Source organism: Bacteroides faecis MAJ27 (assembly GCF_900106755.1).
Classification (GTDB): Bacteria; Bacteroidota; Bacteroidia; order Bacteroidales; family Bacteroidaceae; genus Bacteroides; species Bacteroides faecis.
Map to the genome: position 1 here is coordinate 81,562 of NZ_FNNN01000019.1, position 20,948 is coordinate 102,509.

The following is a 20,948-nucleotide window of genomic DNA, read 5'->3' on the forward strand; positions in this document are numbered from 1 at the left end:
ACCCGATAGAATGAAAAGGTCAATAATAAAAATAATAACCAGAGCGTTTGTCCTGGTTCAGGCAGTCATGATAACAACATCCTGCAGCAATTTCTTAAACATAGATAATTATTTTGATGATGAATTCAACATCGATTCGGTTTTTACCAATGCCCGATATATGGAAGCGTATATGTGGGGAGCAGCAGCGATGTTTCCGGATGAGGCACAGACCATCCGAAACGGGTATACACCGGGCCCCATGGCCACCGATGAAGGATTTAACGGACTGACCGGAAGCGGAACAGCCAATATATATCATGGCATGGATTTCGCCAATGGAAAGATCACGCAGGATTTCTTGGGTTCCGGTTCACCCAACCTGAACCAATGGGGCAAATACTATAAAATCATCCGTAAATGTAACAGCATCCTGCAAAATCTGGACCGCCCGAAGGACCTGACGAACTCAGACCGGCTCAGACTGGAAGGCTATACACGTTTTATTCGTGCCTTCGCCTACTACAACATCTTAGTCGATTACGGTCCGGCAATCTTATTGGGAGATGAGGTAGTCAATACGAATGAGCCTATCGAATACTACGACCGCCCCAGAGCCACCTATGACGAAACAATGAACTATACTTGTGAAGAGTTTGAAAAAGCAGCCCGTTTGCTGCCTTTGCCTCAGGATGTTTCTACTCTGGACTTCGGACGGCCCACCAAAGGGGCTGCACTCGGTCTGGTAGCCCGCCTGCGATTGATACATGCCAGCCCGTTGTTCAACGGAGGACCTGTTGCCAGTGCCTACTTCGGCAACTGGAAGCGCAAGACTGATGGTGTACACTATGTATCTCAACAATATGACGAAAGCCGCTGGGCAGTGGCTGCAGCAGCAGCCAAGCGAGTAATGGATATGGGAGCATACAAGCTCTATACGTATGCGAAAGACGACAACACCCCGGAACTTCCTGCCGGAGTCACTTCCGACCCTCATTTCTACGACAACTATCCGGACGGAGCCAACGGAATAGACCCTTTTAAATCCTATTCGGACATCTTTACCGGTGAAGCTGTGGCAGCCATCAATCCGGAGCTAATCTGGGGAAGAAACACGACATACATCAACGAAACCATCAGTAAAGGTTCTTTCCCCCCCTCCATGGGTGGATGGGGACGTTTCTGTGTCACTCAGAAAGTGGTAGACGCCTATCTGATGGACGATGGCCGTACAAAGGAAGAAGCCACAGCCGACGGATATTACTCGGAAACAGGTTTCACTTCCGAACCGCGTAACTTTTCCGGTTATCCTCTCAACGCCGGCATATATAAGATGTATGCCAATCGCGAAATGCGATTCTATGCATCGGTAGGATTCAACGAGGCAGTATGGCAGGCATTGTCCAGTTCGACCCTCAACAACCACACGGCAAAGTACTACTATCAGGATGAAGACGGTCGGGGTGGAGTAACAGCCACCTCTCCCAACTACCCTATCACCGGATACGTCATCAAAAAGTACAATAATCCGATGGATGCCTGGACCGGAACAGGAGCCCGACATATCCAAAAAGCCTACCCGATTATCCGCTATGCAGAAATCCTGTTGTCTTATGCAGAGGCACTCAACAACCTGACCAGTGCCCATACTGTAGAACTGGACGGGCAGTCCTATACTGTAGACCGGAATAAAGAAGAAATCAAAAAGGCATTTAATCAAGTCCGTTATAGAGCCGGACTGCCGGGGTTAACCACCAGCCAGCTTGACAATACGTCTGAAATACAAAAACAGATAGAACGTGAACGTATGGTAGAATTCTTATGGGAAAACAGACGTTTCTATGATGTCCGCCGCTGGGGTATCTATGAAGAAACGGAACAGGAACCTATCCGCGGGATGAACCCCGACGGCGCCACCAAAGAGACTTACTACCAGCGTGTCATCCCGAGTTCCTCCTCTTTCCTGACAAGAGTCGTTGATAAAAGGTCTGTCTGGGTACCTATCCCACGTGACGAAATGAGAAGATTACCTTCTCTCGACCAGAATCCGGGTTATTAAATTAAACGATAAAGAAGAAGATGAAACGAAATCTTATAACGATACTCGCACTTATTATAGCGCTTTCGTCATGCAATGACGACGCACTGTTTGAAAAGGAAATGTACAAGAATGTTGTAGCACTGATCAGCAGTGACTATTACAACACCTTCGAAGAAGTAGTCACCTTATCTCCTACGGGAGAGGAGGCGACAGGATATATTGCAGCCTGCACGGGAGGTACGCATGCTCCGAAAAAGAATATGGTCATCGGGCTGGAAGAAGACCTGACTTCATTAGAGTTCTACAACCGTTCCCTTTATGACGTTGATGAAGCTTGTTATGCTAAATTCCTGCCCAGTGACAAATACGAGATTGTGGATTACAAGATTCAGATTAATGCAGGTGAACGGACAGGCAGAACCATGATCAAGATACGTCCCGAAGGATTGTCACCGGATTCTACCTACTTCGTAGGATTAAAAGCTACGGATATCTCCGGCGTCGAAATTAATGAAAGCAAAAACACCATTCTATATCAGATACTCATTAAGAACGCCTATGCAACACAGGGAGAAAACGTTTTCTATTCAATGACCGGTCTGGCAGACGAAATGGCAACCGCAGGCAACAAGAAGCTGTTTCCCCTCACTCACAACAGTGTACGCGTGATAGCCGGAACAGAGTCTTTTGAAAGCGATGTGAATCATATCAATAAAACCGCGATTATATTGGAAGTAGAAGAAAACAACCACGTCAAGATAAAGCCATACAAGGATATTGATGTCACTCCAATAGAAGGTGATTCTAAATATCCCAATATATTCAGGGTAGAGGAATCTTACGGACACACTTATAATGTATTTCTGTTGTCATACCGATACACGATCAACGGGAAAAGCAGAGTTATGCAAGAGGAGTTGCGTCTGGAAATAAATAGTTAACGCAAAAAACTTGTAAAATTAACCCTTTTCTCCATTAAATCATTACTTTTGCGTACTATCTACCTTTCGTACCATCTTGGTGGTACGAAAGGTAAGTTATAGTAGAATAAATTAATATTCAAGCCGATCCCATAGTTTACGGGAATGAAAGCTTTAAATACACAACAAAAAAACTAAACTTATGAGCGTACTGTATGATCTTTACGAAACTCCCGATATGATGACCGGTCATGATAAATACAGCTTTAAATTCACACCTTTATTAATCTGTTCGGATTAGTATTTTGATACGACGAGGAGACCATCTGAGTAATATATAATATATAAACTGACAAAACAAAGCTCAGCATGAGCTGAAATCAAAAAAGACCGGGATGCAATGCACCCGGTCATCTCGTAATAATCTCTTCTCTCTTTTAGTTTTTATCCTTCGTACGGTTCAAAGTCTTCTTTTCCGACTCCACAAAGTGGACAAGTCCAATCATCTGGAATGTCTTCAAAAGCTGTTCCCGGTTCAATACCGCTATCAGGATCTCCTTGTGCGGGGTCGTAAATGTATTCACAGACTGTGCAAATGTACTTCTTCATAATGTTCGCTTTTTATTGGTTTACTAAATAATATAACGTAAATAGCTGCAAATTGTTCAAACTTCTTTTTCATCCCAAGTAAAAAAGTTATCTTTGTAGCATATTTGTAGAACAAAGCCAACAAGTTACATCATGCTAATAGCATTGCTATCTATTCTGATCATTTTATGCGCAGTTCTCCTGCTCAGTTACCTATGGGAACGGAGAAAATGTCTTCGGATGCAAAAGCGACTATTCCGGGAATCCAGAAAACTGGAACATACCAGTCACATCGCCAGTGCTATTCTGAAAAATGTTCATGCCTATATTCTATTAATAGATAACGACTTCAAAGTATTAAAAACCAATTACTACCAACTGACAGGAACACAAAAGAGCCTGGAAGAAAAGAGAGTAGGCGACTTGTTGCAGTGCCGCAATGCATTATCAGCAGAGGGCGGTTGTGGTACACATGCTTACTGCGGTTCCTGCCCCATACGTTGCGCCATCCGTCAGGCTTTCGAGCAAAGAAGAGGCTTCACTGACCTGGAAGCAACCCTGAACGTACTGACTGCCGAAAAAAAATCCGTAGCATGTGACGCCGTCATATCCGGCTCCTATTTTCTCCTTAATGAAGAAGAAAACATGGTCCTCACCGTTCATGATATCACCCAACTCAAACAAGCTGAAAAGGAACTGACACTGGCTAAAGAGAAAGCTGAAAATGCCGATATTTCAAAGTCAGCATTTCTGGCTAACATGAGTCATGAAATCCGCACTCCCCTCAATGCCATTACCGGATTTGCCGAAATACTGGCCAGTGCCAACACAGAAGAAGAGAAGGCGCAATATCAGGAAATTATCAAAATGAATGCCGACTTGCTGCTGCAACTGGTGAATGATATTCTCGATATGTCGAAAATAGAAGCAGGTACACTGGAATTTGTATATACCAAAGTAGATATCAATCTGTTGCTATCCGACTTGCAACAACTTTTCCAAATGAGAGTCAACGAGGCAGGAGGAAATATTCAAATAATAGCAGAGCCGGGGCTTCCCTCCTGTACCATAGAGACAGACCGGAACCGGGTTGCACAGGTACTCTCCAATTTTACGACCAATGCCATTAAATTCACTCAAGAAGGAAATGTCCGTATAGGCTACAAGGCAAGAGACACCGAACTTTATTTTTATGTCACAGACACCGGAACCGGAATTCCCGCTGACAAACTACCGGAAGTTTTCGGTCGCTTTGTGAAACTGAACAAGGAAAAGAAAGGGACAGGACTGGGACTCTCTATCTCCAAAACCATCGTAAACAAACTGGAGGGACAAATTGGCGCAGACTCTGTAGAGGGCAAAGGATCAACGTTCTGGTTTACGATTCCCTATCGCACTTGTGGCCGTCCTGAATAAAGTTACTTCATAAAAAGTTTTAATTAAACATTTTATCACAATTTTATGTTGTATTTTTGCGGTCCTAACCAAACGCATGTATCTGCATGAGTACTACAAAAAAAGACGATTATTATCATTCAGGCCTTACGGACAATGAAGTCCTGCAAAGCAGAGAAAAGAACGGTGTCAATCTGTTAACACCCCCCAAGCGCCCTTCCCTTTGGAAGCTTTACCTCGAAAAATTCGAAGACCCGGTTGTACGCGTATTATTGGTAGCAGCCATATTCTCACTAGTCATTTCCATTATCGAGAATGAATATGCCGAGACGATCGGAATTATAGCAGCTATCCTGCTGGCTACCGGTATCGGTTTCTTTTTCGAATACGATGCCAATAAGAAATTCGACTTACTGAACGCTGTCAACGAAGAAACACTCGTAAAGGTGATTCGTAACGGACATGTACAGGAAATTCCACGCAAAGACGTCGTTGTAGACGACATTATCATATTGGAAACAGGCGAAGAGATTCCCGCCGACGGACAGTTACTGGAAGCTATCTCACTGCAAGTAAACGAGTCCAACCTGACCGGAGAACCGGTGATCAATAAGACCGTAATCGAAGCGGATTTTGATGAAGAAGCAACCTATGCCTCCAATCTGGTGATGCGTGGTACGACAGTAGTAGACGGACACGGCACCATGCGCGTACTGCATGTAGGAGACGCTACGGAGATCGGTAAGGTAGCCCGTCAGAGCACCGAAGAAAATCTGGAGCCGACCCCTCTGAATATACAGCTGACCAAGCTTGCAAACCTGATCGGAAAGATAGGATTTACCGTTGCCGGACTTGCCTTCCTTATTTTCTTTGTAAAAGATGTACTGCTGTTCTACGATTTCAGTTCGCTGAACGGTTGGCACGAGTGGCTTCCGGTTTTCGAGCGGACCCTCAAATATTTCATGATGGCAGTAACCTTGATTGTAGTAGCCGTCCCCGAAGGATTACCGATGAGTGTAACGCTCAGTCTGGCTCTGAATATGCGCCGCATGCTCTCGACCAACAACCTGGTACGAAAAATGCACGCCTGTGAAACCATGGGAGCTATCACCGTGATTTGTACCGACAAAACGGGTACACTGACGCAAAACCTGATGCAGGTACACGAACCTAATTTCTACGGAATCAAAAATGGCGGTCATCTGGCCGATGATGATATCAGTGCTCTCGTCGCAGAGGGAATCAGTGCCAACTCCACCGCTTTCCTCGAAGAAGCAGCCACCGGGGAAAAACCCAAAGGGGTGGGCAATCCAACAGAAGTCGCCTTGTTATTATGGCTCAACAGTCAAGGCAAAAATTACCTCGAACTGCGTGAACAGGCTCATATCCTCGACCAGCTTACATTCTCGACCGAACGCAAATTCATGGCGACTCTCGTCGAGTCTCCGATCATCGGAAAGAAAGTACTCTATATCAAGGGAGCACCCGAAATCGTACTCGGCAAATGTAAGGAAGTCGTGCTGGACGGAAGACGGGTGGATGCAGTCGAATATCGTTCGACGGTAGAAGCGCAGTTACTGAATTATCAGAATATGGCGATGCGTACTCTCGGATTCGCCTTCAAAATAGTAGGAGAAAACGAACCGAACGACTGTGCGGAACTGGTATCTGCCAACGACCTGAATTTCTTAGGGGTCGTAGCTATCTCAGATCCGATTCGTCCGGATGTACCCGCTGCTGTAGCCAAATGCCAGTCGGCAGGTATCGGTATTAAGATTGTTACCGGTGACACTCCGGGAACAGCTACGGAGATTGCCCGTCAGATCGGACTGTGGCAACCGGAAACAGATACCGAACGGAACCGTATCACCGGTGTTGCCTTTGCCGAACTTAGTGACGAAGAAGCACTGGACCGCGTAATGGATCTCAAAATCATGTCGCGTGCCCGTCCGACGGACAAGCAACGTCTTGTGCAGCTACTCCAGCAGAAAGGAGCCGTAGTCGCTGTAACCGGAGACGGTACGAATGACGCACCTGCTCTGAACCATGCGCAAGTAGGTTTGTCAATGGGTACAGGTACTTCCGTTGCCAAAGAAGCCAGTGACATCACGTTGCTCGACGACTCATTCAACAGTATCGGCACTGCCGTTATGTGGGGACGTTCTCTGTATAAGAATATCCAGCGTTTCATCGTATTTCAGTTAACAATCAACTTTGTTGCTCTGCTGATCGTACTGTTAGGTTCAATGATCGGAACAGAACTTCCATTGACCGTGACACAAATGTTGTGGGTTAACCTGATCATGGACACCTTTGCCGCTCTGGCTCTGGCTTCCATTCCTCCCAGCGAAACCGTCATGCAGGAGAAACCGCGCCGCAGCACTGATTTCATCATCAGCAAAGCGATGCGTACTAATATAATAGGTGTAGGCACTCTCTTCCTTGTCGTATTGCTCGGAATGATTTATTATTTCGACCACAGCGCGCAAGGTATGGACGTACACAACCTCACCATTTTCTTCACTTTCTTTGTCATGTTGCAATTCTGGAACCTGTTCAATGCCCGCGTATTCGGCACTACCGACTCAGCATTCAAGGGACTTTCCAAATCGTATGGCATGGAGTTAATTGTGCTGGCTATCCTGATCGGCCAATTTCTGATCGTACAGTTCGGTGGAGCTGTATTCCGCACGGTGCCGCTCGACTGGCAGACGTGGCTTCTGATTATAGGCGTTTCGTCCATGGTGTTATGGGTTGGAGAACTTATTCGCCTTGTTCAACGTATCATTCACAAAAGAGAAAATAATGAAAAGTAAAGGAATTAAAAACTTACTTATTGATTTAGGCGGTGTATTGATAAATCTGGACCGCGAACGCTGTATTGAGAACTTTAAAAAGATTGGGTTCCAGCATGTAGAAGAAAAATTCTGCACCCACCAGTTAGACGGAATCTTCTTGCAGCAGGAGAAAGGACTGATCACTCCTGCTGAATTCCGCGACGGCATCAGGGATATGATGGGAAAAGCAGTAAGCGATGAGCAGATTGATGCAGCCTGGAACAGTTTTTTAGTAGATATCCCTGCATATAAACTCGATCTGCTGCTCAAACTACGCGAGAAATACGTAGTCTATCTGCTCAGCAATACGAATGACATCCACTGGCAATGGGTTTGCCAAAACGCTTTCCCCTATCGCACATTCAAAGTAGAGGACTACTTCGAAAAGACTTATCTTTCTTATGAAATGAAAATGGCCAAACCCGAACCGGAGATATTCAAAGCAGTGACTGAAGATGCGGGTATCGATCCGAAGGAGACCTTTTTTATTGATGATTCCGAAATAAACTGTAAAGTAGCTCAGGAACTGGGTATCTCGACCTATACACCGAAAGCCGGTGAAGACTGGAGCCATCTTTTCAGAAAAAAATAAGATGGCAAACATGCAGATTATAAATGATACATCGGCTATGATCCCCGAACCATGTGTAGCTACCATCGGCTTCTTCGACGGTGTACACACGGGGCACCGCTATCTGATTCAACAAGTGAAAGAGATAGCGGCAGCCAAAGGTCTGCGTTCTGCATTAGTAACCTTCCCTGTTCATCCGCGCAAAGTGATGAACGCCACTTATCATCCGGAATTATTGACTACCCCCGAAGAGAAAATAAACCTGCTGGCAGGTACGGGAGTAGATTATTGCCTGATGCTCGATTTTACGCCCGACATTTCCCGGCTGACAGCCAAAGAATTCATGACTCAGGTGCTGAAGGAACGTTATCAGGTCAGGTATCTGGTGATAGGCTACGACCACCGTTTCGGCCATAACCGCAGCGAAGGGTTTGAGGATTATGTACGCTACGGACAATCTATCGGCATCGATGTTATCCGTGCACAAGCTTACACAAACGACATCCGGATAGATGCTTCCCAAAGCGTTCCGGTCAGTTCTTCTTTAATCCGGAAATTACTACATCAGGGAGACGTGGATATAGCTGCCCGCTGTCTGGGATACGAATATTTTCTGGACGGAACCGTAGTAGGAGGTTATCAGGTAGGCAGAAAAATCGGTTTCCCCACTGCCAATTTAAGCGTGGACGATCCGGACAAACTGATTCCCGCAGACGGAGTCTACGCCGTATGGGTTACATTCGACGGAAAAACTTATATGGGCATGCTGAATATAGGTGTCCGCCCCACTATCAACAATGGTCCCAACCGTACCATCGAAGTGAATATCCTTCATTTCCACTCCGACATTTATGATAAATTTATCCGGCTTACTTTCGTGAAGCGGACACGGCCCGAACTAAAATACGATAGCATCGACCAGCTAATCGCCCAACTCCACAAAGATGCAGAAGAAACAGAAACGATCCTCTTTGCTGCCAAACGGAGATAAATACCCCTTCCTTCCTCCATCATCAGCACAAATAATATCGAAAAACATATCTTTTTTATTGTTTTTCGATAAATATTTTCTCCTTTTTCTTTGTTAACTCAAAACTTACCTCTACATTTGCATATCGATAAACGATAAATAATCATCGAAAAACAACTATTTTCCATTCAATCATCTATTAAAAAATAACACTTTATGAAAAAGTCACTAATGAGCATATCGATACTGGTAGTATCCGTCTCAATGATTGCCATGTTTCTGTGCAGCTTTATTGCCAGTAAATAACAAACGATTATCTTTGTATCTCAGCTAAGAACACTACGAATATGAGAACTGCTATTAAACTGATATTACTGAATCTACTTATTGCACAAATCATTGCTCCTATCCTGGTCATGATTCCCTGTGTGATTTATCTGGTAGCCACTACCGGAAATTTAGACAAAGATGCGCTTATCACCATGCTCATGATTCCGGCGCAACTGGCCGGGCAATTGATGATGGGTGTCTATTTATGGAAGGCCGGCTACATCAGCACAAAGAAAACAACCTGGTCGCCTGTTTCGTCCTCTTATCTCTTTTTCAGTGCACTGACCGTCCTTACCTGCGGTTTTGTGGTATCTGCGTTAACAGAACTGATGGACTGGATTCCCAATATCATGGAACAATCTTTCGATATTCTCCAGTCCGGCTGGGGCGGCATTCTTGCCATAGCCATCATAGGTCCCGTACTCGAAGAGTTGTTGTTCCGCGGAGCCATCACCAAGGCACTGCTGCAACAGTACAGCCCGACGAAAGCAATTCTGCTTTCAGCACTTCTGTTCGGTGTTTTTCATATCAATCCTGCCCAGATCCTTCCGGCATTTCTGATCGGTATCCTGTTTGCATGGACTTATTATAAGACTGCCAGCCTCATCCCTTGTATACTGATGCACGTACTGAACAATTCTTTATCCGTATTTCTCAGTATAAAATATCCGGAAGCTGAAAACATGAGTGACCTGATGAATACCAGCACTTATCTAATGGTTATTTTTGCAGCAGTTTTGATACTTGCAGGAGTAATCTGGGGAATGCGCCGAACAACCATCCCCTACCCCTGGAAAGAAGAAACAAATATCACAGACTAAAATAATAAAAAGACAGCGATGAAAAAACGTTTGAACATTCTCTGCATATTGGTATTCATAGTTTTGGGACTTTCCCTATATACCACAGGATACCAGTTTGGAACAGGTATGAAAGCCGGCATGAGTCTGGCCAAAGAACAGCACAAAGAGCCGAAGCAATGCGACGGTACCATGCTGGCAGGTGATTTCCGGTTTGTAGATGTCGTACCTACAATCGCTATGATCAAACCGGACACGATCATCAATGCCCAAAGCAAAGAGAAAGTGCCCGTCATGTATACGCAAATGGCTGTGCGCATTGGGAAAGACGTGAATTACAGTTACCTGATTATCAGTAGTTCCTGCTCATTAATGAATACATTGCTCACCATTTCAGCACTCATCATCTTTGTCATGCTGATTCTGAGCATCAACAAATCACAGATATTTGAATGGAAGAATGTACGCCGCCTGCGCTGGCTGGGCAGTTTGCTGATCATTTCCTTTCTATTTTACCTGATTCCTCAAGTTGTCAATTACTGGGGATTAAAAGAAGTATTCGCACTCGACAAATACATCATTGCTCCCCTGGCGCTACAAGCGACTGATTTATTATTGGGACTTGGCTGTCTGATTGTAGCAGAGACATTCGCTATCGGACTGAAAATGAAAGAAGAACAGGAGCTCACGATTTAACTCAAACCGAGAAAATAGAATTATGGCAATTATAGTAAACCTTGACATCATGATGGCGCGCAGAAAAATCTCTCTGGGCGAACTGGCGGAGAAAATCGATATCACTCCCGCCAACCTTTCTATATTAAAAACCGGAAAAGCAAAGGCAATCCGCTTCTCCACGCTGGAGGCCATCTGCAAAGTACTTGACTGCCAACCGGCAGATATATTGGAGTATCAGGAAGAAATTAGTAAATGAAAGGAGTACGAAAGACAGCTGTTTACTTGATTTTAGGCACGGATAACACGGATTTACGCGGTTTTAAGAGATTATAAGCAACTAAAAACAGCGTAAATCCGTGTTATCCGTGCCTAAAATGATATGCTTATTATTTTCCTTCTTTCGCCTTAAATGCCAGCGCATACATACGTATCTGCTTTACCATCGACAGCAAACCGTTGCTACGTGTAGGAGACAGATGTTCTCTCAGCCCTATCTTATCTATAAAATAAAGATCAGCATTCAGAATTTCATCAGGTGTATGTCCTGAAAGGACTTTGATTAATAAAGCAATAATTCCTTTTACAATCAAAGCATCACTTTCCGCATTAAATACGATCTTTCCATCCACCTCGTCCGCCTGAAGCCACACACGGCTCTGGCAGCCTTCGATCAGATTCTGTTCGGTTTTATATTTTTCATCGAGTGGTTCCTGTTCATTTCCTAAGTCTATGAGCAGCTGGTATCGATCCATCCAGTCATCGAAGTCGCTGAATTCAGCAATTACTTCGTCTTGTAATTCATTAATTGACATGATGATATTTACGATTTACTGTTTAACAATTTATTAATTCAGCACAAAGCTGTCAGGTCTTTGAAGTAACAAAGAAGCGGACTAACAAGATCACTTTTCATTATAGATTACTTCCAATACCGTCTGTCCGACAGCCTTCAGGGTATTCTTGTCGATATGATCCATAGTATCATTGACAGTATGCCAAGTCGGGGTGAAATCACCATCCGGACTGGTGGGAATGATATCAATCGTCTTGATACGCGCCAGACGGTTGATGAACAGATGATCATCCGTTACCAATCCGCCGTTACCGTCCATGAAAGTTTTTCCGTAACCCAGTTTCTTGGCAGCTTTCCATACTTTCTTATTAATATCCGGTGCAAAATCTTCGGAATAACCTTCTTTCATAAATACGCTGCCTTCGCCACCTACCATATCCAGCAAGATGCCGAAACGTGCATTATATCCCTGCACATGAGAATGACGTGCCCAATATTGGGAACCGAGACACCAGAATTCTTCTTTATGCTTTCCTTCATAGAATTGGGGAGCACCATAATCTTCTGCATCCAGCAGGATAATATCTATACCCAGTTCCGGCTGCTGCTTATTGACCAGACGGGCAATCTCCAACAAAGCACCTACCCCGCTGGCACCGTCGTTTGCCCCCAAAATAGGAGTATGATGATTCTTTGAGTCAGCATCATTATCCGCCCACGGACGAGTATCCCAATGCGCGAACAATGCTATCCTCTTTTTACTTTCCGGCTTATAAGAACCGATAATATTTCTCGCTTTCAGCAGGGTACCGTCATAAGCTATGAGGTCCGCATATTGATTAGTAACCTGAGCACCAAAGGCTTCCAGTTGCTCCGCTAAATAATTTCCACAAGCGACATGCTCTTTCGTATTCGGAACACGGGGACCGAAATCGACCTGATTCTTCACATACAGATAAGCGCTGTCAGCGTCAAATTGAGGTACATTGACCACCACTTTTTCATTTTGCTCGTTCGCACTACTTGTCTTACTGCCTCCACCACAAGAAAAGGCAGAAAACATCATAAAGACACTTGCCAATACTATCATAGGTTTCTTTTTCATCGTCCTTTTATCTATTGAGGCTCCAAAATTAGTCATTTTCAGCACAGTATCGTTCAGATAGAATAGATTATTAACAAATAAACTTTAACTCGACATTCTTCTTTCCGACGGTAAATTCCACTTTTGCGCCATTGATAAGCGGCAGGTTATACGTCACGTGCCCCACCGGGAAGTTAAAACAAACCGGATAATCATACTCTTTCACCAGGTCTGCCAATGCTGCATAAAGCTCCTTACCCAGCGAACAATCTTCTTCATATTCGGTAAACTGCCCGATAATGAGTCCGGATAACTTTTCAAGTACACCGCCCAGCTTCAGGTTGTACATCATACGCTCAATCGCATGAGGGCGTTCGCTCACATCTTCGATAAACAAGACCGTTCCTTCTGCCGGAAGATCATAAGGAGTTCCCCGCAGTCCATAGGCCACTGCCATGTTTCCGCCTCGCAGAGTTCCCTGTGCAGTACCTTGTTTATTCAGTTTATGCTTTTCGCATGTATAAGCGGGCAGATTACCGAACAGGATATCTTTCAGATAGGCCACGCAAGGATCATCTTCCGGTTCCACAGTCAGATGGCGTGCCATCAGCGAATGCAAAGAGGCATAACCATTCTTCTGAAACAGGTTATGCAAGGCAGTGATGTCACTGAACCCCAACAACCATTTCGGATGTTCGCGAAAGGCAGTGAAATCTATCTTATCAATTAAATGTACAACACCGTATCCGCCACGACTGCAAAAAATGGCTTTCACCTTCGGATCATTCATCGCATCCTGCAAATCGCTCAACCGCTGTTTGACCGTCCCCGCATAGCGTCCGGAAGACCCTCCGGCATGTTTTCCTATGGCGACTTTCAAGCCCCACGATTCAATCCGTTTCTTTGCACCTTTCAGAAACTGTTTGTCGATCTTGCTGGAAGGTGATATTATGACTACTTTATCGCCCTTCTGTAAAAAAGGAGGAAGTTGAATTTTCATATTTATGCTCTATTTGAATGATTTCCGTTGATAAAAACGTACCCAGTCCACCTCCATTTCTACCGGAAGGTCTTTGGGATTGACTGCTCCGACCCATGAACCACCCAACTGCATATCAATCAGTAAATAGAACGGCTGATTGAACGGGAATTGCCCCTCCTTCTGCGTCCGTATACGGGGATAAGTAAACGTATGTACATCGTTGACAAAGAACGAAAGACTATCCGGATACATTTCGACAGCGAAAACATTGTAACGATCGGGATGGATCACTCCTGTGGAGTGCGACTTGGGATGATTCTTGATACCTAAAGTATACGTATAATGAGAATGAACCGTCTGGTAAGCGATAGAGTCATCATTCAGACGCTCCATCACATCTATCTCGCCTCCCGACGGCCATTTGGCATTTTCGGGCAACATCCAGATAGCAGGCCAGGCACCTTTTGCGGCATTCAGCCTGGCACAGATCTCGATCCGTCCGTCAGAAAAAGCCTTTTTACCTTTGGTATAAACGCCTCCTGTCAGATAAGGTGCCGTATCATTGGGCAGTGTCTGATTGACAATACCCCTCAGTACCAGTTTGCCTTTACGCATGGCATAGCAGGAATCAAAGTCCGTCATATAATTATTCCAGTCGGATTTCCCTCGCGGAATCTTACTCCAGACCTGCGAGTCAAAGTCCTTCCTTTGATTAAAGTTTTCTTCCCACACCAGCGACCAGCCGGCAGGAATTCTAGCCGTCGTTTTACAGGAAACGAGCATCCAACAAAGGAGTAATGTGCTAATAAACAATAGGTTTTTGAACTGTTTCATTTTGTTTTAAAGTTTAAGGGGGATTTATTTGCAAAAATACAGGAAAAAACGGTTCGGTGTATATCTACACAGTAAAACAACTGAAATATAACAAAATGTTACATAACAGGCGTAACTTTTCGGGTTGCAAGTATTATTTTCTCAATGATTTTTCTGATATTTGCTAAAAATCTAACGTTATGGAACCTATTCAGAACTTTGCCCAGCTAACAGCCCATCTTAAAGAACAGAATCGCAGAAAACGCATTGCCGTAGTCTGCGCCAACGATCCCAATACGGAATATGCTATCACCCGTGCTTTGGAGGAAGGAATTGCAGAGTTCCTTATGATTGGAGACTCGGCTATTCTGGAAAAATATCCCGCACTGAAACAATACCCTGACTATGTGAAAACCATTCACATCGAAGATTCGGACGAAGCGGCACGCGAAGCCGTCCGCATCGTGCGTGAAGGAGGAGCGGATATTTTAATGAAAGGCATCATCAACACGGACAATCTGCTGCACGCCATCCTCGACAAAGAGAAAGGACTGCTTCCCAAAGGGAAAATCCTCACACACTTGGCCGTGATGGAGATTCCGACTTACCACAAACTGCTGTTCTTCTCCGATGCCGCAGTGATTCCACGTCCAACGTTGCAACAACGCATAGAAATGATCTGGTATGCCATCTGCACCTGCCGTCATTTCGGCATTGAACAGCCCCGTGTCGCACTGATACACTGCACCGAGAAAGTCAGCGCCAAGTTTCCGCACTCTTTGGACTATGTGAATATCGTAGAGCTGGCCGAAGCCGGAGAATTCGGGAATGTAATCATTGACGGTCCGCTGGACGTACGCACTTCCTGCGAACAGGCAAGCGGAGACATCAAAGGCATTGTTTCCCCTATCAACGGACAGGCAGACGTGCTGATATTCCCGAATATCGAATCAGGAAACGCTTTCTACAAATCCGTCTCCCTGTTTGCCAACGCGGAAATGGCAGGATTGTTGCAAGGCCCTATCTGTCCGGTGGTTCTTCCTTCACGAAGCGATTCCGGATTGTCGAAATATTACAGCATCGCAATGGCCTGTCTGCAAGTAGCAGGAGACTGCAAATGCAGGGAAGAATTTAACAAAAGTCGTAACTCGTAATTCCTAAAAATAGATTCTATGAAAATACTGGTCATCAACCCCGGCTCCACATCAACGAAAATAGCAGTCTACGAGAATGAAACCCCGTTACTGGTTCGCAATATCAAACATTCGGTGGAAGAATTATCCGTTTATCCGCAGGTGATAGACCAGTTTGAATTTCGGAAGAACCTGGTCCTTCAGGAGCTGGAAGCGAACGGGATACCTTTCGAGTTCGATGCCGTCATCGGACGCGGCGGATTGGTGAAGCCTATTCCCGGAGGAGTGTATGAGGTCAACGAAGCAATGAAACGTGATACGCTACACGCCATGCGAACCCACGCCTGTAACTTAGGCGGACTGATTGCGGAAGAACTCGCCAGTTCCCTCCCCCATTGTCCCGCCTATATCGCCGATCCCGGAGTAGTGGATGAACTGGAAGAGGTAGCACGTATCACAGGCTCGCCGCTCATGCCGAAAATCACGATCTGGCATGCCTTGAATCAGAAAGCCATCGCACGTCGTTTTGCCAAAGAGCAAGATACAAAGTACGAAGAGCTAGATCTGGTTATCTGCCATTTGGGAGGTGGTATTTCCGTAGCAGTCCATCAGCACGGACGGGCCATTGACGCCAACAATGCATTGGACGGTGAAGGTCCTTTCTCACCGGAACGTGCAGGAACGCTCCCTGCCGGACAGCTGATCGACCTTTGCTATAGCGGGCAGCTTACCAAAGACGAATTGAAAAAGCGTATTTCCGGTCGTGCCGGATTGACAGCCCATCTGGGGACAACCGATGTGCCCGCCATCATTAAATCTATAGAAGAAGGCGACAAGAAAGCGGAACTAATATTGGACGCCATGATCTACAACGTGGCAAAAGCAATCGGCGGAGCCGCTACCGTACTTTGCGGAAAAGTGGATGCCATTCTGCTGACAGGAGGTATTGCCTATTCGGATTATATTATCTCAAGATTGAAAAAACGAATTTCTTTTTTAGCTCCTATACATGTCTATCCCGGGGAAGGAGAAATGGAATCGTTGGCTTATAATGCTTTAGGCGCGTTAAAAGGAGAACTGCCGGTGCAAATTTATAAGTAATTGCCGGAAGCATCCGTATTCTTTTCATCCGATAGAATGCCACCTTGTACCTGCGCGATCCTGAAAAAAATCTGATAGAGTTCTTTACCCCTCTGGCACCGGAACAATGTAGCCAGGAACTTCTCGAAGAAGATAAGAAATTTCAATAAGGAATATTGCCAAGAAGAAATGAGTTCACACAAGTGAACCGGGGAAACGACATTGAATGATTCAATCTTATATTAGAAAACTTCCCTATAAGTACAAGACTTGCTTCTGACAAGTACTTAAGTTGCCTGACTCTAGTACTACATTTGAGTAAAAGATGTACAACATCTGAGTGAAAGATGTACCACCTTTATAGTTCACACTATTCTATGGGTATTCTCAGCATTCAGCCCTTTCAGCCTTGCTCGCAAACGCCTTGATAGAAGGCGATAGCGGCTGAAGGCACTATTTTACACCCTAGTGTAAGGGCATTCTGAGTGGGGAGGGGTAGTTTCAGTCCTTTCAGCCTCGGTCGTACATAAACCCCAAAGCTGATTGGTTATAGCTATTCTGCTGACAAGTTATAGTTACTCAACACACGGACTGAATTCTGTAAGCCCGGAGATGGCCTTCACTTACCACCGAGATAAAGGTTACTCACTACCGAGATGAAAACGACTCACCACCGAGATGAAAGCTGGTGGAATACCGGCTTATTCAAATCAATCAATGGATCAATAGTTCAGAAAAAAACAGAGGGTCGGTTTACCTCGGACAGAGCCTTTGTTTGTTCCGAACAGAGACTCTGTTTGGAATAAATACAGGCTCTGTTGAATCGGAAATTATTAGCGTTTGAATCAATTCTTTTTCCGGCTGAAAGGGCTGAAGTTACTTACCCCTCTCAGCATACACCAGAGACGGGGTATAAAATAGTGCTTTCAGCCGCTATCGCCTTCCATCAAAGCGTTTGCGAGCAAGGCTGAAAGGGCTGAATGCGAAATGTCAACACTTTATTGGAGAGGGCTGTGTTCAGCCCAGATTTGACTCCAAGGAGCCTCAAGAATGAATAGTAGTTGGGGATATAGTTCCAGCACGCAGGAGATATAAATCCAATGTACAGGATATATAGATCCAATGTACAGGGTATATATAGCTTGTGTATTGGATGTTATACCCCTCTCAATGGCTGATTGTACATTCATTCCTTATCAGTTACGAACAAAAAAAAGAATAATATAATCCTCATAGCCAGTATTATTTGCTTAGATTCTAAACTTTTTGGGCAAAAAAGCCCTTTCAAAGAAATTTTTCTCATATCTTTGCAACGTGTTAAGTTAATAAATTGATTAAGGTCGATTTTTGACTGTTTCGAATCGGGAAGTATGGGGGTACTTTCCGATTCTTTTTTGTATGGGTAAACTATCATATTCATAATCATTATGTTTTTAAAGATTTTGAACTTACCCGTGCAACGATCATTCAGTACTTTTAGATTCTCTACTGTAATCTTCACATTATACATTTCTCCAATTTAGTAAGAGTGCAGTTGAAAGAAGAACCGTCGAAAGAATATAAGCCTTCCCACCAACGCAGATAATCATAGAAAGGCAGAATAGACTTTTTATACTTCCCCTGCAAAATGTATTTAAAGAACACATCTTTTCGCAGAAAAGCAAAATAACAGACAAAAAAATAGCCCGAATACTTAGTAATCGGGCTATTCCATTATCTAAAAGCGATCTGCTTTTTTACTTCTTTTCCGGTCTTGGCATCAACACTTTTCTTGAAAGTTTGAATTTTCCTGTCTTCGGATCGATGTCGATCAGTTTCACTTCAATCTCATCACCTTCCTTAATTCCGGCTTCTTCTACTGTTTCCAGACGTTTCCAGTCGATCTCGGAAATGTGCAACAAACCGTCTTTGCCCGGCAGGAATTCGATGAATGCACCGTAAGGCATGATAGAGCGAACTTTACCTTTATATACCTCACCTACTTCGGGAACAGCAACGATTGCCTTGATCATGCGCATAGCGTCTTCAATGCATTTCTTGTTTGTTCCGGAAACTTCGATGCGTCCTACACCATCTGTTTCTTCGATAGTGATCACTGCACCGGTTTCTTCCTGCATACCTTGAATGATTTTTCCACCAGGGCCGATTACAGCTCCGATAAATTCTTTAGGAATAGTCATTGTTTCAATGCGGGGAGCATGGTCTTTCAGGTCAGCACGCGGTTCGGCGATAGTCTCAGTGATCTTATCGAGGATGTGCATACGTCCTTCTTTAGCTTGATTCAAAGCGCGTTCCAGAATATCATAAGAAAGACCGTCTACCTTGATGTCCATCTGAGTAGCTGTGATACCGTCTCTTGTTCCGGTTACTTTGAAGTCCATATCTCCGAGGTGGTCTTCGTCACCGAGGATGTCAGACAATACTGCATATTTTTCTTCGCCCGGATTCTTGATCAATCCCATAGCGATACCTGATACCGGTTTTTTGATCTTCACACCGGCATCCATCAATGCCAGTGTTCCGGCACATACGGTAGCCATAGAAGAAGAACCGTTAGATTCGAGGATTTCTGAAACAACACGTACTACGTACGGATAGTCAGCAGGAATCTGTCCTTTCAAAGCACGCCAAGCCAAATGACCGTGACCAACTTCACGACGGCCTACACCACGTTGTGCCTTTGCTTCACCTGTAGAGAAAGGAGGGAAGTTATAATGCAACAGGAAACGTTCTTTTCCATGTTCCAATACATTGTCGATAATCTTTTCGTCGAGCTTGGTACCCAGAGTGACAGAAGTCAGAGATTGAGTTTCACCACGAGTAAAGATAGCAGATCCGTGAGGACCAGGCAGAGGGCCAACTTCGCACCAGATCGGGCGAATTTCCGTAGTCTTACGACCATCCAGACGCTTGCCTTCATCCAAAATAGAACGACGCATAGCTTCTTTCTCTACATCATGATAGTAACGGTCGATCAGCGCAGCTTTCTCTTCGAGTTCTTCTTCAGAGAACTGAGCCTTGAACTCTTCGCGGATAGCATCAAAAGCTTCGAAACGTTCGTGCTTATTATTATTTCCAGAAGCAGCAACGGCATAAGCCTTGTCATAGCAAGCCTCACGAACTGCCTTGCGCAATTCTTCGTCGTTTACTTCATGATTATATTCACGTTTCACCGTCTTTCCTACTTCTTCCATCAACTCCACCTGAGCCTTGCAATGAACCTTGATAGCTTCGTGAGCCACCTTCATTGCTTCCAGCAATTCAGCTTCGGATACCTCGTGCATTTCACCTTCTACCATCATGATGTTATCATAAGTAGCGGCTACCATCAGGTCCATATCAGCTTTTTCCAGTTGATCAAAAGTAGGATTAATTACAAATTGACCATCGATACGTGCTACACGTACCTCAGAAATCGGTCCGTTGAAAGGAATATCTGAAACAGCGAGTGCTGCAGAAGCTGCAAGTCCGGCCAGTGCATCCGGCATGTCTATACCGTCAGCAGAAAAAAGGATGATGTTTACATATACTTCTGCGTGATAATTATCAGGGAATAGTGGACGGAGAGCACGGTCTACGAGACGGCAAGTCAGAATCTCATAATCAGAAGCTCTACCCTCTCTCTTGGTGAAACCACCAGGAAAACGGCCGAATGCCGCAAATTTTTCTTTGTACTCTACCTGTAAAGGCATGAAATCTGTTCCGGGAACTGCATCTTTAGCGGCACAAACAGTAGCTAATAACATGGTGTTTCCCATGCGTAGCATTACAGAACCGTCTGCCTGTTTTGCCAACTTTCCCGTCTCGAGTGTGATGGTTCTTCCATCAGGTAACTCGATCGTCTTAACAATTGGGTTAATCATAAAAATTGTTTTATCTATACTTTTCTTTCAAAATTCCTGCAAAGATATACATTTATCGTTGTAATCAGGTGGAAATGAGCTAAAAAGTTAG

Annotated in this window: 17 protein-coding genes and 1 pseudogene; 12 read left to right on the forward strand and 6 right to left on the reverse strand. The window is 44.6% G+C overall.

Annotated elements, in window-relative coordinates; all coding sequences use genetic code 11:
* Positions 1–10 precede the first annotated feature (10 nt).
* Both BLW31_RS16315 and BLW31_RS16320 read left to right on the forward strand, forming a co-directional pair.
* Positions 11–2,038, forward strand: coding sequence for a RagB/SusD family nutrient uptake outer membrane protein (locus BLW31_RS16315; protein WP_022301527.1), 2,028 nt, complete (start codon positions 11–13; stop codon positions 2,036–2,038).
* Between the two features lie 20 nt (positions 2,039–2,058).
* Positions 2,059–2,961, forward strand: a complete 903-nt coding sequence (locus tag BLW31_RS16320; RefSeq protein ID WP_010535498.1) for a BT_3044 domain-containing protein — start codon at positions 2,059–2,061, stop codon at positions 2,959–2,961.
* A 423-nt stretch (positions 2,962–3,384) separates the two neighbouring features.
* On the opposite strand, the gene rd is transcribed toward BLW31_RS16320, so the two are convergent.
* Positions 3,385–3,549: a rubredoxin gene (rd, locus tag BLW31_RS16325; RefSeq protein WP_010535499.1), complete on the reverse strand. Its 165-nt coding sequence runs from the start codon at positions 3,547–3,549 to the stop codon at positions 3,385–3,387.
* Between the two features lie 219 nt (positions 3,550–3,768).
* On the opposite strand from rd, the gene BLW31_RS16330 reads away from it, so the two are divergent.
* The 7 genes from BLW31_RS16330 (at position 3,769) to BLW31_RS16360 (ending at position 11,365) form a co-directional block, all read left to right on the forward strand.
* Positions 3,769–4,944, forward strand: coding sequence for a sensor histidine kinase (locus BLW31_RS16330; protein WP_010535500.1), 1,176 nt, complete (start codon positions 3,769–3,771; stop codon positions 4,942–4,944).
* Positions 4,945–5,030: 86 nt separating this feature from the next.
* Positions 5,031–7,739 carry a calcium-translocating P-type ATPase, PMCA-type gene (locus tag BLW31_RS16335; RefSeq protein ID WP_010535501.1) on the forward strand — a complete coding sequence of 903 codons (2,709 nt, stop codon included), beginning with the start codon at positions 5,031–5,033 and terminating at the stop codon, positions 7,737–7,739.
* Entirely contained in the window at positions 7,729–8,352 is a 624-nt protein-coding gene (locus BLW31_RS16340; protein ID WP_010535502.1) for an HAD family hydrolase, read from the forward strand. Before BLW31_RS16335 ends, BLW31_RS16340 begins: the two co-directional genes overlap by 11 nt.
* A 10-nt stretch (positions 8,353–8,362) precedes the next feature.
* On the forward strand, positions 8,363–9,322 hold the full coding sequence (locus BLW31_RS16345) for a bifunctional riboflavin kinase/FAD synthetase (RefSeq protein ID WP_022300836.1): 960 nt from the start codon (positions 8,363–8,365) through the stop codon (positions 9,320–9,322).
* 326 nt (positions 9,323–9,648) lie between these two features.
* Positions 9,649–10,452 carry a CPBP family intramembrane glutamic endopeptidase gene (locus BLW31_RS16350; RefSeq protein ID WP_010535504.1) on the forward strand — a complete coding sequence of 268 codons (804 nt, stop codon included), beginning with the start codon at positions 9,649–9,651 and terminating at the stop codon, positions 10,450–10,452.
* A gap of 18 nt (positions 10,453–10,470) precedes the next feature.
* Positions 10,471–11,127, forward strand: a complete 657-nt coding sequence (locus BLW31_RS16355; protein ID WP_010535505.1) for a DUF2975 domain-containing protein — start codon at positions 10,471–10,473, stop codon at positions 11,125–11,127.
* A gap of 22 nt (positions 11,128–11,149) precedes the next feature.
* Positions 11,150–11,365, forward strand: coding sequence for a helix-turn-helix domain-containing protein (locus tag BLW31_RS16360; RefSeq protein ID WP_010535506.1), 216 nt, complete (start codon positions 11,150–11,152; stop codon positions 11,363–11,365).
* Between the two features lie 130 nt (positions 11,366–11,495).
* Here the strand turns inward: BLW31_RS16360 and BLW31_RS16365 are convergent, their stop codons facing one another.
* From BLW31_RS16365 to BLW31_RS16380, 4 genes are all read right to left on the reverse strand, one after another.
* Positions 11,496–11,921: a SufE family protein gene (locus BLW31_RS16365; RefSeq protein ID WP_010535507.1), complete on the reverse strand. Its 426-nt coding sequence runs from the start codon at positions 11,919–11,921 to the stop codon at positions 11,496–11,498.
* 90 nt (positions 11,922–12,011) lie between these two features.
* Positions 12,012–13,007 (reverse strand): M20 family metallopeptidase, encoded by a 996-nt coding sequence (locus BLW31_RS16370; RefSeq protein WP_010535508.1) that lies wholly within the window; start codon positions 13,005–13,007, stop codon positions 12,012–12,014.
* Between the two features lie 70 nt (positions 13,008–13,077).
* A complete protein-coding gene (locus tag BLW31_RS16375) occupies positions 13,078–13,986 on the reverse strand; it encodes a S66 peptidase family protein (RefSeq protein WP_010535509.1) in 909 nt (302 codons plus the stop codon).
* A gap of 9 nt (positions 13,987–13,995) precedes the next feature.
* Positions 13,996–14,802 (reverse strand): glycoside hydrolase family 16 protein, encoded by an 807-nt coding sequence (locus BLW31_RS16380; RefSeq protein WP_010535510.1) that lies wholly within the window; start codon positions 14,800–14,802, stop codon positions 13,996–13,998.
* Positions 14,803–14,981: 179 nt separating this feature from the next.
* Between BLW31_RS16380 and BLW31_RS16385 the strand changes: the two genes are divergently transcribed.
* From BLW31_RS16385 to BLW31_RS16395, 3 genes and pseudogenes are all read left to right on the forward strand, one after another.
* Positions 14,982–15,935, forward strand: a complete 954-nt coding sequence (locus BLW31_RS16385; RefSeq protein ID WP_010535511.1) for a phosphate acyltransferase — start codon at positions 14,982–14,984, stop codon at positions 15,933–15,935.
* Positions 15,936–15,953: 18 nt separating this feature from the next.
* On the forward strand, positions 15,954–17,015 hold the full coding sequence (buk, locus tag BLW31_RS16390) for a butyrate kinase (RefSeq protein ID WP_010535512.1): 1,062 nt from the start codon (positions 15,954–15,956) through the stop codon (positions 17,013–17,015).
* Positions 17,016–17,056: 41 nt separating this feature from the next.
* Positions 17,057–17,164: pseudogene (locus tag BLW31_RS16395) on the forward strand (VOC family protein); the annotation flags it as partial.
* A 1,566-nt stretch (positions 17,165–18,730) separates the two neighbouring features.
* Here BLW31_RS16395 and pnp read toward each other — a convergent pair.
* Entirely contained in the window at positions 18,731–20,857 is a 2,127-nt protein-coding gene (gene pnp, locus BLW31_RS16405; RefSeq protein ID WP_010535515.1) for a polyribonucleotide nucleotidyltransferase, read from the reverse strand.
* Positions 20,858–20,948: the final 91 nt, after the last annotated feature.